Here is a 15694-nt window from a genome sequence, read left to right as displayed (position 1 = left end):
TATAGTTCGGATCAATGGTCGCATTTCAATTAACACTGGTTAAGCCATGCATCTCAATCAAGATATCTCCACATGGAAAACGTTTCATCGACTTTGGCCAATTGTGACACCCTATAAAATAGGGTTAATTGTAGCTGCTATTGCGCTCATTTTAAATGCGATAGGAGATGCTGTAATGTTATCACTTCTTAAACCCTTGCTTGATGATGGTTTTGGTAAATCAGGTCGCTCAGTTCTATTATGGATGCCTGTAGTGATTATCGCTCTAATGCTGTTACGAGGCGTAACTAGTTATGCCTCTAGCTATTGCATTTCATGGGTTTCTGGTAATGTTGTAATGGAAATACGCCGTAAGTTGTTTAATCACATGATGGGGATGCCAGTGGCTTTTTTTGACCAAAACTCTACTGGAGCATTGTTATCTCGTATGACCTATGACGTAGAGCATGTTGCATCCTCATGTTCTAGTGCTTTAGTAACTATAGTGCGTGAAGGTGCATCCATTATTGGTTTGTTTATGCTCATGTTTTATTATAGTTGGCAATTATCTTTAATTTTAATTGTTGTAGCTCCATTAGTATCGTTCGCTATTAGGAATGTTTCTAAACGTTTTCGCACTATTAGTAAGAATATGCAAAACACTATGGGGGAAGTCACTGCAAGCGCAGAAGAGATGCTTAAAGGCCATAAAGAGGTGTTGATTTTTGGGGGTCAGAGTATTGAAAATGAATCTTTTCATCGTGTGAGTAATTGCATGCGACAACAAGGCATGAAAATGGTCTCAGCATCATCCATTTCTGACCCCATTATTCAGCTAATTTCTTCACTAGCATTAGCGCTTGTTTTATTTGCCGCTAGTCTTCCCAGTGTAATGGAAACATTAACGGCCGGCATTATTACAGTAGTATTTTCATGTATGATAGGATTAATGCGGCCGTTAAAATCTTTAACGAATGTTAACACACAGTTTCAGCGCGGCATGGCAGCATGCCAAACGTTATTTGCTATTCTGGATAGCGAGCAAGAGATAGACCGCGGCAGGTATATTGTGAAACGTGCTGTTGGAAATATTGAGTTTCGCAATGTAACCTTTAGTTATCCAGGTCGCGATGTTCCAGCTTTAAAAGGGATCAACCTTAGCATTCCAGCTGGAAAAACTGTAGCGCTTGTTGGGCGATCTGGATCAGGCAAATCTACCATTGCTAGTTTATTAACCCGGTTTTACGATATTCAACATGGTCATATTTTTATAGATTCTTATGATTTACGTGAGTATAAGCTTAGATCTCTACGACACCAAGTAGCTTTAGTATCGCAAAATGTACATTTATTTAATGATACCATAGCAAACAATATTGCTTATGCTTGCCAAGCGAAGTATAGCCGTACAGATATTGAGCGAGTGGCTGTTATAGCGCATGCTATGGATTTTATTAGTAAGATGGAGAAAGGTTTAGATACAGTGATTGGTGAAAACGGTATATTTCTCTCTGGAGGTCAACGACAGCGTATTGCGATTGCACGTGCGATGTTACGTGATTGCCCAATTCTGATTTTAGACGAGGCCACATCTGCACTTGACACGGAGTCTGAGCGCTCAATACAAGCTGCGTTAGATGAATTACAGAAAAACCGCACTTCTTTGGTTATTGCGCATCGGCTATCTAGCATTGAAAATGCTGATGAAATTATTGTAGTGGAAGATGGAGAGATTATAGAGCGGGGAACGCACGAGACATTGCTATCTACACGAGGTGCTTATGCTCAACTTTATAAAATGCAATTTGGTCAATGATAAAAAATTTTTGGAGCGACAGTTATATTCGTTATCTATTACTTCCATTAAGCCTAGCATATGGCCTTATTAGTAATCTTGTTCGACTCAGTTATCGTATTGGTTTAAGAAAAGTATGGCGTGCTCCTGTTCCTGTAGTGGTAATTGGTAATATTACTGTGGGTGGTAGCGGTAAAACCCCGTTGGTTATTTGGCTCGTACTAGCTTTACAAAATCGTGGTATTCAGGTTGGGGTTGTTTTACGCGGTTACAAAGGTAAGGCGGGAACTTATCCATTTTTAGTAACGAAGGATACTAAAGCTCATCAGGCGGGCGATGAGGCAGTGTTGATTTATCAACGCACTCACGCTGTAGTAGGAGTATCTCCTACAAGAAAAAAAGCAATAGAGGCCGTTTTGAGTCATTCCGCAGTAGATATCATTATTACTGACGATGGATTACAGCACTACGCTTTAGCGCGTGATATAGAAATTGTAGTTATTGATGGTGAGCGCCGTTTCGGAAATGGCTGGTGGCTGCCTGTTGGTCCTATGCGCGAACTTAAGAGTCGCTTAGATAGTGTAACGGCGATTATTGCTAATGGAGGTGAGCCTTTACCTGGTGAATTAGCAATGCATTTAACGCCAGGTTTGGCCGTAAACCTAAAATCTGGGCAACAGAAGTCTGTAAAAGAATTAAACAACATAGTTGCTATAGCGGGGATCGGAAACCCAGAGCGTTTTTTTAACACCCTTTATACACATGGCGTGAGACCGCTTAAAACAGTATCTTTTGCTGATCATCAGAATTATAATTCACTCAATTTAAACGCACTGACTGCCTTGGGGCAAACACTGCTTATGACCGAGAAAGATGCGGTTAAAGTCTGTAGCTTTTCTGAGGCGCATTGGTGGTATCTACCAGTAAATGCTGTTTTGCCTAGTATAGCGGCTAAACAATTGCTCACTATTATTTGCGCAGTGATCTTATCTGCATCATAAGAGACTTGATAGTGTGATAGAATGATATTCTTGAAGTGATATACATGATGTATGTATATCACATACATAGATGCATATATAGAATTTTTCTATTACTAGCAGCCCGTGTTGCAAACGTTGTAGATCATGCTAAAACGAAGAGGATATCTTGTATAATGCGAGTCAGACTGTCTTAGGGATCTCTTAAAAGCAATAGCATAAGGGTGATATTAGTGCTGGAAATACGAGGTTTAGCACAGTTTTAGGGGCTAGATGCTATCTATGATAATTTATAGGTGTATTGATATTTACCTATGCATTGTAGAGTGGCAATATCAATAATAATTTTATTCTCTCTAGAGAGAATAAACATTCATGCAAAACATGAATGGTGTATGATGACATCATAGGATCTTTTGAAAATACACGCACTGTAGTAGTTGGTCTTGTACCCCTTTATTAACAATTAGCACTTGCAGAGAACCAATAATATTTACTGTTATTACAGCAATGATTTATTTAAGCTATTTTATAGCTAAAGTTATTAGACAAAATACATCTATAGCCAGAATCAATCTATATCTTATGGATCAATAGATAAGAGCAAAACAATTTTCAGACAATACAGGCAGTTTTTTATTAAACATCACACGTTATATGTATGGTATATCAAGTCTATTCATTATTATTAGAGTTTCACTTATAGCGTAAGTGCACTAATAGTGCATTACATCTTAGTGCGCTAAAATGTATAATTTTATAATATTATTACTAGAGGTCATTTAACTATTATTAGTCACTGCTAATAGGAAATATAGAACTATAATTAATTATATATATTGTTGATAACATGTCATATGGGAACACTTTCGATTATTATTTTTATCAGAATAGAACCGATCATGTACTAATAAGATTTCTAATACATGAAAGAAATCATAACTTTATGCAGAAGATAAGCGTTTGTGAAATTAGCAGCATACAGCAATGTGAAATATGCAATAAATCATTATCAGTAATTGCATGAGACACACTCTATGCTCTATATTATATACACATGTATGGCTTCATCAGGTTCATAACCGAGTGTCACTTGGTTATGAACCTGAGAGTGAAGCTACGTTAAATTATACATTATATTGTTTTTATAACTTTAAAACATTCTGTGTTCTTTATGTTGTACACCTAAAAGTTTATACACCCTAGCATTGTTATCATAGGATTGTATAAGATCACTAGAACGATTAACTCCGTTATAAATCTTGCAAGATGCAGAATCTGTTACTCCCTACTGCGTTATTCTAATGATTTGTAAAATGCACAGGGCTGTGCTAAATAAGAATAACTAATCTACTTTGGTGGAGATAAGCGGACTTGAACCGCTGACCTCTTGCATGCCATGCAAGCGCTCTCCCAGCTGAGCTATACCCCCGTTATTTATATCGATAGCATGCACATACTCGGTTTCATTAATAGAGCAGATATCACTTAAGATAATAGAGCAGATATAACTTAAGATATCCTAATTAATGAGGATAAGCGAGATATACAGATCTAAAGGTAAAATAATGATCGCGGATAGATTATTTTACAGAAATATGTCGTAGTTTTGATTCTGTGTGTATAAAAGTTTTGCAGGTAATATCTGCACTCTTAATAATAATTGTATTAAATTTTCTATTTAACACCCTGGATTATAGGGTCTACTAACTCTATAAAAATGCATGGTTATTAATTGTATATGTTTATGATAGACTTTTTATTTCAAGGGAAATTATGAAATCAAGTAGTTAGTCATGAATTTATCGGTTAATGTTTTATGAGATCATTCGTTAAGTGTGAAACTGTTTATTATAACCATAATATCACACTGATATATAATATATTTCAGCTCGTATGTACACATGTTGCGTAACATTAATATCTAACAATAATAATTTTTATTAATCATCAAATTTTGCATCCTAAGATAGCACAATATACAAAAATTATGATAAAAGATAGGTTTTTTTAAAGAGGTTGAGTCAATTGTATACCAATACTCAGTATTCGTACTTAAAAAAATAAAATAGACAAGACTTTCTGTCATAACAAAGACAATATGTTGAATACAATAATTAAAAAATAGTTAGATATTTGATGGAGATAGAGCGTACCGTGTGTGATTGCATTGATATAAAACTGATATGCACTACTTTTTTTAGAAACCTGACCGTTATTTAGTGAATATTCTGTGCTTCTGTAGCAATTCTTGAATTTTTATAGGTAAAGCCAGATAGAGTAATGCACTAATATAAAGAAAGAGCATGTGTCATTAAAGGTAGTGGGTATCAGAATACATCTACTTGATATGCGTACAAAAGATTAATAGTAGATATTTTACACATCTAATATCTTACAGAGAGAGTTTTTAAAAACATTGCATTCGTCATAATTTGTACTGGTTGCACACTAGATATCTCTTTTCATAAACATTTTATAAAACTTAGCATATGCTTAGCTCATACACTACAGAATAACAAATCTAAGATAGGTTGTACTTTTAATCTGTTAATAACCATTTGTGCTAATTAATAGTTAATGTTGTATGTACTGCTTTGATATTTTTTACGTTTTTAATATAAAAAAGATTACGGAATCGACTGTAGGATTTATACATGATCTAGTCTAAAATAAGACTAGTATAGAATACTTAGTAATAGATTAATACGATAAAACTAATATTCTTAGTTTTCAGCAGCCTAGTTCATGCACTCAGCATATGATGTTAAGACATTAAAAAATTAAATCAGATGCTTTTACCATGCGCTAACCACTTGATAATGTACGCTCTGAAGTAGATGCGCAAAATGTGTCATAAAGTTATAGAATTTTTCTATTTTGCAATGTTTGTTATAGCTCGAAACAGAAACGTGTACAAATTTATTGTATTCATAATAACACCCATGACTCGATAGTAATGGGTGTTATTATGAATACAACTGGTATGAGGTTTGAGAGAATGATTATTAGTTTAATTTCAGCGCTTTCATTGAATCGTGTGATTGGCGTAAATAATTCTATACCGTGGACTTTACCGGCTGATTTAGAGTGGTTTAAACAACACACACTCAGTAAACCTGTTATTATGGGGCGTTACACATGGGAGACTCTTCGTATGCCTTTAGCGGGGCGTTTGAATATTATTATGAGTCGCCATCTACGAAGTAGTACCCAGGTTAGGTGGGTTACTAGTGCTAAAGATGCACTAAGGGTGGCCCAAGGAGCGGAGGAGATCATGGTGATCGGTGGATCAGATATTTATAATCACTTTATATCTCAGGCTAATCGGTTATACCTTACTCATATCAGTGTAGTAATGCAAGGTGATGCTTATTTTCCACAGTATATGCAGAATGAATGGTATCAAATTTTTAGTAAAGCCTATCCCGCTAATAAGCATAATCAATATAATTTATTTTTTGAGATACTGGTGCGCTTATAATAGATTGCTAACTATGCAGGTAGTTATGCATATACTGATTAGATTTTTATATTAAAACAGAGTGTGATATATACAAATGGGTGCTGTAGATACCTCCTACAGAATAATAGATATATACAAAATTCTGACAGGTATCGTGTGCTTTAGATATGACGGAAGATCAGATTCAGCGATATTAGTATTACATATTTAAGCAATGTTATTACTTTATGAGATTGAATGTATTCATGCTATATATTGATTCAACATATAACATGAATATGTCTATAACTATTTTTATAAAAAAGACCATGATGGAATAAAATAAGTGGTATCAATGTCATTTTACAGCCGTTATGAGCTCCCCAGAAAAGGGGAATAATCCACAGTATTTACGAATGCCAACCATCGTTAGATCAATAGCGTTGAAGGTTCTTGCAAGTATTTTTTGTATTTCTAGCGCGGAGATACTGCAAGTCACAGACTGGTTGCTTAAATGAGGAACGATAATACACAAGAGGTTTCCAATAGCGCGACTATAGACAAGATTGATTTACTGTAATCTATTATATTTTAAATATATTTTGTTTAATATATCAGGGGTGATCATCTTCTCGTCTAATAGGCAAATCGAATGTTATAAAACTACGGTTTAATTTAATATAAAGAGTATTGACATAGCGTGTCCGCTTATTGACAAGAGAGCATGATAAAAAAATAAGTAAAAGGTGTTATGCTATAAACGCTTTCAGTTCAGGCGATTGCTATTAAGAATTTACAAGCCAAGCCTGAACCTTCTAAAAATAGTAGGTATTACCTAGGCAAGTCCATTCTAAGCATATCTTGCATTCTAAGCATATCTTGTATAGATACACAAATTATGTCTCTTTCTTGAGGAAACCTTTACATATTTCGTGACTGAAAGGGCCGTAGAGATAAGATTTTCTGAATCTTCTGTCATACTGTATCAGTAAAAGTATTGATTCTGTCGACACATTTTTCATCGATTAACAATTGACTATAGAGCGATTATTTATAGATGTTAGAACCGTTTTTGCTTTCAGGTTACTATTTCGATCGAATCAGTAAGTTACCCCTTAGCATCTAGTAGTTTGGTTTTTAACGTTATACCTCGCAGTGCTGTTCATAAGACACTGTAGTACTAATTTTATGCTGATTGAGGTTATTTTAATGTAAGCAATCTATTTTTATGCAAAGCAAGTACTTTAATGCATGATTATTAATACTTTTCTAAAAAGTAATATAAAATCAAAATAATGTGTGATTCCGTGAGAGCGTAAGCTATGATGTGCATGGCATAATATTATAATATGATTTTATTGTATTATAATAGGGTATTAGTGTGTTTTTGTCGTGCTCGGTATAAAAACTGTATATGACAGATAGTAGCTTACTGCAATTGATAGATAATATGTTTGTCATTCCATGATCAGGGTATACGCTAGAAGCTATATCGTCTCCTCTGTTTTTAAAGAAGCATTTAGATTATGGATTTGTTGACTCTCGATGCGTGTGTATAAAGTTTTAAATTTATTAATACGATGATTTAATAAGGGTTGTTTGATTTCTTCCCAATTCAGTGAATGATTTAAAAATTTTTCAGAGCGTCTTGCAAGTGCTGGCATGACTGGTTTTAGCCAGTTGATAAGCACATAAAATAGATTAATACCCATGGTGCAAATAGCTTGCAAATCAGAATCTCTATCTTTCTGTTTTGCGAGGTGCCAAGGAGCTTGTTCATTAATATAGTGATTTGCAATATCGGCAAATGCCATAATGTCACGTATAGCACGGCTAAACTCACGTTTATCTAAAGCATCACCAATTCTAACAGAAGCATTTACAAAAGTTTGGTAAAGATTAGGATCAGCAATGGTAGCAGATAACTGCCCTAAAAAGCGGTGATTGATAAAAGATGCTGTTCGTGAAGCTAAATTCACTACCTTGTTCACAATATCGCTATTTACGCGATGCATCATATCGTCAAGATTCAGATCTACATCTTCAATACGTGAGGATATCTTAGACGCATAGTAGTATCGAAGACTATCAGAATCAAAATATTGCAGCCATGTTTTAGCTGTAATAAATGTACCTTGTGATTTAGACATTTTAGTGCCATTAACTGTGACATAACCGTGCACAAAGAGATTGGTCGGAGTACGTAACTGACTTCCAGAAAGCATTGCTGGCCAGAATAGACCATGAAAATAGATAATATCCTTACCAATAAAGTGGTATAGGTTAGTCTTAGAATCAATTTTCCAAAAAGACTCAAAATCAATATCTGTGCGTTTTTTGCACAAGTTTTTAAATGCAGCTATATAACCAATGGGTGCGTCTAACCAAACATAAAAGTACTTACCTGGTGCGTTAGGGATTTCAAAACCAAAATATGGTGCATCGCGTGAAATATCCCACTCCTTCAGGCCGGAGTGAAACCATTCTTGTAGTTTGTGTGTGACTTGCTTTTGTAATATTCCTGAATGAATCCACTGTTGTAAAAAATTATTAAATTTTGGTAGATCAAAAAAAAAGTGTTCTGAGTTACGCAAAATAGGTGTAACTCCAGATAGTACAGATTTGGCGTTAATTAATTCAGAGGGGCTATATGTTGCAGAACAGACTGCGCAGTGATCACCATATTGATTTATCGAGTGGCAGTAAGGGCAAGTACCTTGGACAAAACGATCAGGTAGAAACATACCTGCTTCAGTATCATATAGTTGAGAGATGACATGAGTTTTAATAAATCCGTTATCTTTCAACCGGGTATAAATGTAATTAGAACAATCATGATTTTCTTGACTGTGCGTAGAGTAATAATTGTCATAGCTAATCTCAAAATTAGAGAAATCTGCCTGATGCTCTTGATTTATATGCGCGATCATCTCTTCTACTGGCATTCCTAATGCTTTAGCTTTTAGCATAACCGGTGTGCCATGTGCATCATCAGCACAGATAAAATATACGTTTTTACCTCGTAGTTTTTGATAGCGAACCCAAATATCCGCCTGTATGTGTTCAAACATGTGACCCAGATGAATGGAGCCATTCGCATACGGCAAAGCACATGTTACTAATATATCCGTTGCAACTGTAGTCATGGTAGAATTTTTATCCCTTTTTAAATATAGACAGGAGACCCAATAGCGATTGGTTACATTGTACTACATACATCATACCCCCCTCATAATCAATAGATGTTTTTCTTTAAATTTTTTAATAACAATATAGTTATATTGTAATTTATATAGTATGTGGTATGCGGTTGTTTGAATTTAGGCATATTTAATTTAGGCATATAGTTGATGCAATAACAGTCACAGTAAGAGAATATACGTGATATTTAGCAAATGCTACACTAACCCTGTGATGAATCTGTAAGGAAGACGACAGATAGCTATAGATAATAGAGTGTCAACTCTAGAGTCTTAGAATATTATAAGTACAATATTCAGTACTATTGCTATATTCAAGTAAGTAATTGAAGATATTTTGATATTTTTAAGTTTTACCGATCCAATTAAGGGATACTACATGATTAGAGAGGTTTGATGTACATGTAGTGGTTCCACCAAAAGATTTTTATTGTATATTTAAGTATATATATTTAAGTATATATTAAGTAAGTTATAAGTCGAGAACTTAATGGGAAGATGAGACTATAAGTGGATGACTCACCAACACAGACTAATTATTATAGATCAATAGCTAAATGGGCCTTTACTACATAGCATGGTTTTGGCTATTCTTTAAAAATTCTAGTTAAGATAATTTTCTTTGAAAGCATGGTTTAAAAAATCTCGAACTAATACAAGACATAGTAATAGCATAATATTAGTACATGTTTGTGCTTGGCTACTGCAGGAAACCCCTGATATTGGCAATACTTAGCAGTATGTTATTATAAGACTCATCATTAATCAGTAAACATTAGGCTGCTTATGAAAAAACCCGTTGTGTTTAGCGGTGCAAAACCGTCAGGTGAATTAACTCTTGGAAACTATATTGGTGCACTACGTCAGTGGGTTCAGATGCAGGATAAGCATCATTGTATGTATTGTGTTGTTGATCTGCATGCGCTTACTGTACGACAAGACCCAAGATTATTACGTCATGCAATATTAGATACAGTAGCACTGTATTTAGCATGTGGTATTGATCCAAAAAAAAGTATTATCTTTGTTCAATCACATGTACCTGAGCACACTCAGCTTAGCTGGATTCTAAATTGCTATACTTCTTTTGGTGAGTTAAGAAGAATGACTCAATTTAAAGATAAATCACTAAGTTATCAAGAGCATATCAATGCTGGCTTATTTAATTATCCAGTTCTTATGGTAGCTGATATTCTTCTATATCAAGCTTGTAAAGTACCGATTGGGGAAGATCAGAGGCAGCATTTAGAGCTAGGTCGTCATGTAGCGCAGCGCTTTAATAAGTTATACGGTCATACCTTTCAAGTACCTGAGCCAGTGTTTCCACAGCTTGGTGGACGTGTTATGTCGTTGCTGGACCCATCGAAAAAGATGTCTAAGACCGATCATAATTTAGATAATATCATTACGCTTTTAGAAACTACACCATCAGTTATAAAAAAAATTAAACGAGCTATCACTGATAATGATAATCCCCCAATAGTACGATATGACCCTCAGGAAAAGCCAGGGATTTCAAACTTATTGTGTATTTTGTCAGCTACAAGTAGCACATCCATCACAGAGTTGGAGAAAATGTTCTATGGTCAGCCATATAGTAATCTCAAGGCTGTAACTGCAGAGACGGTCGCTGATATGCTGAGTAAGTTTCAATTACTATACTACGATTATCGTAAGCATGAAGATTTTCTTTTGCAGGTGATCCTTGCAGGGGCGCAGACAGCACGCAGTAAAGCTCAAATAACATTAAACAAGGTATATCACAGTATTGGTTTAATTACGGAATTTTAAATAACATTGCTTATTTTATGCTATATAAAAATCTTTTTACCATAGGTGTTCATCTTTTCTAGTAAACTCAGGTGCATCTCTAAAATAATTTTCCAGAAGTGAAAATATGTTATAATACAACTAGATAGAGTTTTTAGATAACTATCTAAGAGGCATGGTGATGTCTCACTCCTGAGGTTATTGTTATGTTGGTTATATGGCAATATCTGATAGCACAGTATATATATGATAAGATTGATTAACCTTGATATCTGATGCTACTGTTTTCTATATACATGATAAAAATATTTTATTATGAGTAAATAATCTAAGATGAGATTAATATCTTGTAATGATATAATCATTCACAAAAGGTATATCTATAATTATAGGGATATAAATTTATCGTATTATTTTTCTCTGAAACGTGATTCGGGTTGAAATAGATTTAGACGGTACATTGTCTGGTGATTTCCTATATTAGTATAGAGAATATAGCAAGATTCTTCTTGAATAGGTAACAAGATTCAGGCATATCTCGATAGGACTATATAGATTTCTATCAGAAATAGATGCTGTATTGACACTTAATATAGCCCTAAAGGTAATATTAATCTTCAAAATTCGCGTTTGATTGAAGTGTTACCCTCAATTTATTCGACGCTCGTGTAATCTAAGAGCGCTTGATGCGATTGTGTTACTATGTATACATTTAGCTAATTATTAATAGATCGGGCTGTTATATAAAAATTTCGACTTTTTCGTTATGTATCAGCATCAAAACTATAATTAACGTTAGCTTTATGGAAAATATAGCGATCCTAATATTTTTACTCATTCTATTGTAGAATTTTATGCTTATATTTTAGTGTCATAAAAGTGATAATTATGCTCATCATTTTGAGAATTTATATATTTTGATAATTTCAAATGCGCTATTTTTTAGAGAGCACCATCAAGTGTGAAAGCGATTAAAAAATACTTTTGTGCATTTACAATGAAGATAAAATAAAAGGTTATTTGATCATCCTTACATACAGTTTAAGGATTAGAGCATGATCTAGTGAGATAAAATCTTCGTATTAAAGATGTAAACATTGATAGATATATGTATTATAGAGAAAAATATCGTTTCTATTATTAGATAATAATACTGTTTTATTGTTTAAATTTTTCCTGTATTATGTGATATATCAATTGTTTTTTAATAGAACTACAGTTCTTTAGAAGTCTTTTTAAATCAAGCGCTCACCTCAGACCAAGATATTGTAAATACGTAATCTATTACAATCAATACTGCATAAATTTTAGTTGCTCTGCATAATTTTATGCATAAACAGTATTTGAAAGATAATTCCATGAAACAATCTCTTAAATAACTAGTACATGTGCATTCTGAGAATAAAATAGTAAAAATTTTTAAAAATTTTTAAGCAGCAAGTATTTTGTCTCAAGCTGATTTAGAGCCCTGGAGGTATCAATATGTCACATATCTGCGCAGTTACTGGAAAGCGCCCCGTGACTGGACATAACCGTTCACATGCAATGAATGCAACAAAGCGCCGTTTTCTTCCCAATTTACACTTACATCGTTTTTGGGTTGAAGATGAAAAACGCTTTATCAAGCTACGGCTATCTGCAAAAGGTATTCGTATTATTGATAAAAATGGTATTGAAAAAGTTTTAGCTGATTTACGAAGATACGGTCATAGGTATTAATAGGGGGATTTTAATATGGCAAAAGGTGTTCGTGAGATAATTAAAATGATTTCATCTGCTGGTACAGGTCATTTTTATACAACTACAAAGAACAAACGTAATAAGGTTGAAAAACTAGAATTAAAAAAATTTGATCCAGTAGTGCGTCAACACGTGCTTTATAAAGAGGCTAAGATTAAATAATAAGTTAAGAATGATATGTAATCATTTAGTAGTTGTTACATAGTAGAATTTCTTATTTTATAAGATCTATATAAAAGATAGTCCATGTCTAAAAATTCTCATACTAACTACTATCTTTCTTCATTATAACGAGTCATCACAAGGCAATATGCTCGTTTTAAGTATGACAATATCATCACAGAATACAACTATAGGTACTATAGTTGATGCAATTAATGAAAATTTTTAAGTTATCCATATGATGTTTTGTATAACTTATAGACTATAGTTATAGTATTGTGTAAGCGGGTCTGTTTATGTGAAAGATTTACCTGACAAAAGATATACTGCAGGTATATAGCCAGAGGCTGCTATGACCTCTACCAGGACTTGTCCTGATAAGATAAAAATTAAGTGCTTTAGCTTTTACTGAACTTGCAAAGGTAATGCTTATTATAAATTATAAATCATAGTCATAGAAGATCATGTGTTATGAGTAAACTAATACCCTGATATGCTTGCATAGATATCCCAGATAAGATCTCATTTCTGATCAAAAAGGGGTTTATTATTAACATGTCAAAAGTGAAACACAGGGTTAAAATTAAAATACAGGTGGTTTGAAAGATATTGTATAATCAATCTCTCTATGAATGTATACCCTGAAATTAACTGCTCGGCTAGAGCCCGCACAGATTTTATTTTTGAATAAATCTAAGGATAAATTATGATCAGCGTGTTTAAGGAAAGTGATTCGTCAGTACATGTCTTATGCGTTTATAGATAGCGTATTCTTCGTCTAACTAAATACCCTTAAAATTATAATATAAGTATAGCATTATGTTAGTCTAGCAATAAGGTTTATGGTCTATACACTCTCTATTCGATTAGAGGGTGTGGTGTAGTCTGTTCTATCGTCATTATATAACGCTATGTTTTTAATGTAATATAATGCTAGATATAGGTTAGTGGAATATAATTTTTTTGATAAAACGTAATAATATTATTGATAAAACGTAACAATAAAATCAGTTAAGGATAGGCATTGCATGCATTGGTACCCTTGGTTAAATTGTAGTTATCGTCAAATACTTACACAGTATATCGTAAATCGCGGACATCATGCATTACTCATTCAATCGTCATCTGGTATGGGATCGAAGTCGTTAATTGGAGCAATAGCGAGATGGTTGATATGCCATCAGCGCAAGGAGATAAGAAGTTGCGGTACATGTTATTCCTGTAGATTAATGCGCGCTGGCAATCATCCTGACGTATATCATATAGAATCTGAAAAAAGTCAGAATACAATTGGTATTGATAGTATACGTCAGGTTAAAGACAAATTGCATCATCACGCTAGTTTGGGAGGAGCTAAGATAGTTTGCTTATTAGAGGCGCATCAATTAACAGCCTCTGCTGCTAACGCATTGCTAAAAGTTATAGAAGAACCCCCCTCTAATACCTGGTTTTTTCTTTATCTTCGTGACTTTGAGCGACTTTTAGATACACTACGCAGTCGCTGTCTCTTATGGAAATTATCTATTCCTAATAAAGAGCTAAGTCTTATATGGTTACGTCGTCAGCATTCTGCTGACCTTCAGAAGCATAACACAGCACTTCGTTTATCTTATGGTGGACCAGTAAAAGCTCTAAAGTTACTATCAGAGTCATGTTGGCGTCATCGCTTAAAAGTATGCGATGCTCTTTCTGAGGCCATTAATGGTGATCTTTTAAGTTTACTGCCAGTGTTACATCAGAATAATGTAATTAAATGTATCGAATGGTTATGCTCTCTCTTGGTTGATGCCGCAAAGTGGACTCAAGGTGCGGTACAGTTCATCAGTAATCTAGATCAGGAATCATTAGTGATGCGTATTGCGCAATGGCTACCAAAACATGTTCTCAACGAGAGTATGCACAGGTGGATGATGTGTAGATATAGGTTGTTAACAATTTCAGGAATCAACTGTGAGTTATTGTTAATAGGGCAATTGCTTCAGTGGGAGTATAATATTACTTATCAAAAAGATTTATGAGTTTAGTCTGATCAAGATATACTATATCTATATGTATAGTATCTGCTCAAAAATCGATATATAAAGAATCTTATATATAATTATTTTGGATAACATTTGGATTAACTCGAATAATTTAGAGAACGTCTTTAGACATAATTTGTTGTTGAGTTATGTGATATGTGTCTTGATAAGACACATATGCTATCAGGCTATCGATATAATATCTAGCTTTAGCTAATCTTAGAATATTGGATTGGCTAAAGTGTGCACTCCTCATCAGATGTATACCTCTATAAAATAAAACCTCTCTATAAATAATAATTATTTATAGAGAGGTTTTATTTTATAGAGGTAAGTGGCATGCTTTTAGAAATTCTTAGTGATTCAAATAATTTATGTTGTCAAGTATATAACCTTGGACTATAACAGCCTCTATCGTTCATTATCCTTATAAAGGTAATATGAATTCCATAATTGCATTACGATATACAACGATATCTCCTATATAATGGATAAAATTACAGATAGTGTGCCTGATTGATATTGGAAGTTCTAAGTGGTATTCAATAAAATTGTTGTTCTATAACAACTTATTTCAGAGCCGATAAGTTTGAGTGTGATAT

8 protein-coding genes, 1 tRNA gene and 1 pseudogene are annotated in these 15694 nt (G+C 33.8%); 7 read left to right on the top strand and 3 right to left on the bottom strand.

What is annotated here, in order from left to right:
- Positions 1-46 precede the first annotated feature (46 nt).
- The gene (gene msbA, locus CIPSTX3056_RS02940) at positions 47-1795 is read left to right on the top strand and encodes a lipid A ABC transporter ATP-binding protein/permease MsbA (RefSeq protein ID WP_072666434.1); all 1749 of its coding nucleotides are present in this window, start codon (positions 47-49) and stop codon (positions 1793-1795) included.
- Entirely contained in the window at positions 1792-2775 is a 984-nt protein-coding gene (lpxK, locus tag CIPSTX3056_RS02935) for a tetraacyldisaccharide 4'-kinase (RefSeq protein ID WP_072666433.1), read from the top strand. Before msbA ends, lpxK begins: the two co-directional genes overlap by 4 nt.
- A gap of 1335 nt (positions 2776-4110) precedes the next feature.
- Here the strand turns inward: lpxK and CIPSTX3056_RS02930 are convergent.
- Positions 4111-4186: transfer RNA gene (locus CIPSTX3056_RS02930), tRNA-Ala, on the bottom strand.
- Between the two features lie 1572 nt (positions 4187-5758).
- On the opposite strand from CIPSTX3056_RS02930, the gene folA reads away from it, so the two are divergent.
- On the top strand, positions 5759-6238 hold the full coding sequence (folA, locus tag CIPSTX3056_RS02925) for a type 3 dihydrofolate reductase (RefSeq protein WP_173646054.1): 480 nt from the start codon (positions 5759-5761) through the stop codon (positions 6236-6238).
- 319 nt (positions 6239-6557) lie between these two features.
- On the opposite strand, the gene CIPSTX3056_RS02920 is transcribed toward folA, so the two are convergent.
- Both CIPSTX3056_RS02920 and metG read right to left on the bottom strand, forming a co-directional pair.
- On the bottom strand, positions 6558-6698 hold the full coding sequence (locus CIPSTX3056_RS02920; RefSeq protein ID WP_157883608.1) for a hypothetical protein: 141 nt from the start codon (positions 6696-6698) through the stop codon (positions 6558-6560).
- Positions 6699-7698: 1000 nt separating this feature from the next.
- Positions 7699-9345, bottom strand: a pseudogene (gene metG / locus CIPSTX3056_RS02915) (methionine--tRNA ligase); the annotation flags it as partial.
- An 840-nt stretch (positions 9346-10185) separates the two neighbouring features.
- On the opposite strand from metG, the gene trpS reads away from it, so the two are divergent.
- The 4 genes from trpS (at position 10186) to holB (ending at position 15089) form a co-directional block, all read left to right on the top strand.
- On the top strand, positions 10186-11190 hold the full coding sequence (trpS, locus tag CIPSTX3056_RS02910; protein ID WP_072666431.1) for a tryptophan--tRNA ligase: 1005 nt from the start codon (positions 10186-10188) through the stop codon (positions 11188-11190).
- A 1461-nt stretch (positions 11191-12651) separates the two neighbouring features.
- The gene (rpmB, locus tag CIPSTX3056_RS02905) at positions 12652-12888 is read left to right on the top strand and encodes a 50S ribosomal protein L28 (protein WP_072666430.1); all 237 of its coding nucleotides are present in this window, start codon (positions 12652-12654) and stop codon (positions 12886-12888) included.
- Between the two features lie 15 nt (positions 12889-12903).
- Complete coding sequence (gene rpmG / locus CIPSTX3056_RS02900) at positions 12904-13071, top strand: 50S ribosomal protein L33 (RefSeq protein ID WP_072666429.1); 168 nt, start codon at positions 12904-12906, stop codon at positions 13069-13071.
- A 1028-nt stretch (positions 13072-14099) separates the two neighbouring features.
- Complete coding sequence (gene holB, locus CIPSTX3056_RS02895; RefSeq protein WP_072666428.1) at positions 14100-15089, top strand: DNA polymerase III subunit delta'; 990 nt, start codon at positions 14100-14102, stop codon at positions 15087-15089.
- Positions 15090-15694: the final 605 nt, after the last annotated feature.

This window comes from Candidatus Erwinia haradaeae, from assembly GCF_900698965.1.
Classification (GTDB): domain Bacteria; phylum Pseudomonadota; class Gammaproteobacteria; order Enterobacterales; family Enterobacteriaceae; genus Erwinia_E; species Erwinia_E haradaeae_A.
This window is presented reverse-complemented; position numbering and strand designations above follow the sequence as displayed.

Bases quoted from the DNA above. Each gene is read 5' to 3' on its own strand.
- rpmB (WP_072666430.1), top strand. From the start codon at position 12,652: ATGTCACATATCTGCGCAGTTACTGGAAAGCGCCCCGTGACTGGACAT.
- trpS (WP_072666431.1), top strand. From the start codon at position 10,186: ATGAAAAAACCCGTTGTGTTTAGCGGTGCAAAACCGTCAGGTGAATTA.
- lpxK (WP_072666433.1), top strand. From the start codon at position 1,792: ATGATAAAAAATTTTTGGAGCGACAGTTATATTCGTTATCTATTACTT.
- holB (WP_072666428.1), top strand. From the start codon at position 14,100: ATGCATTGGTACCCTTGGTTAAATTGTAGTTATCGTCAAATACTTACA.
- rpmG (WP_072666429.1), top strand. From the start codon at position 12,904: ATGGCAAAAGGTGTTCGTGAGATAATTAAAATGATTTCATCTGCTGGT.
- msbA (WP_072666434.1), top strand. From the start codon at position 47: ATGCATCTCAATCAAGATATCTCCACATGGAAAACGTTTCATCGACTT.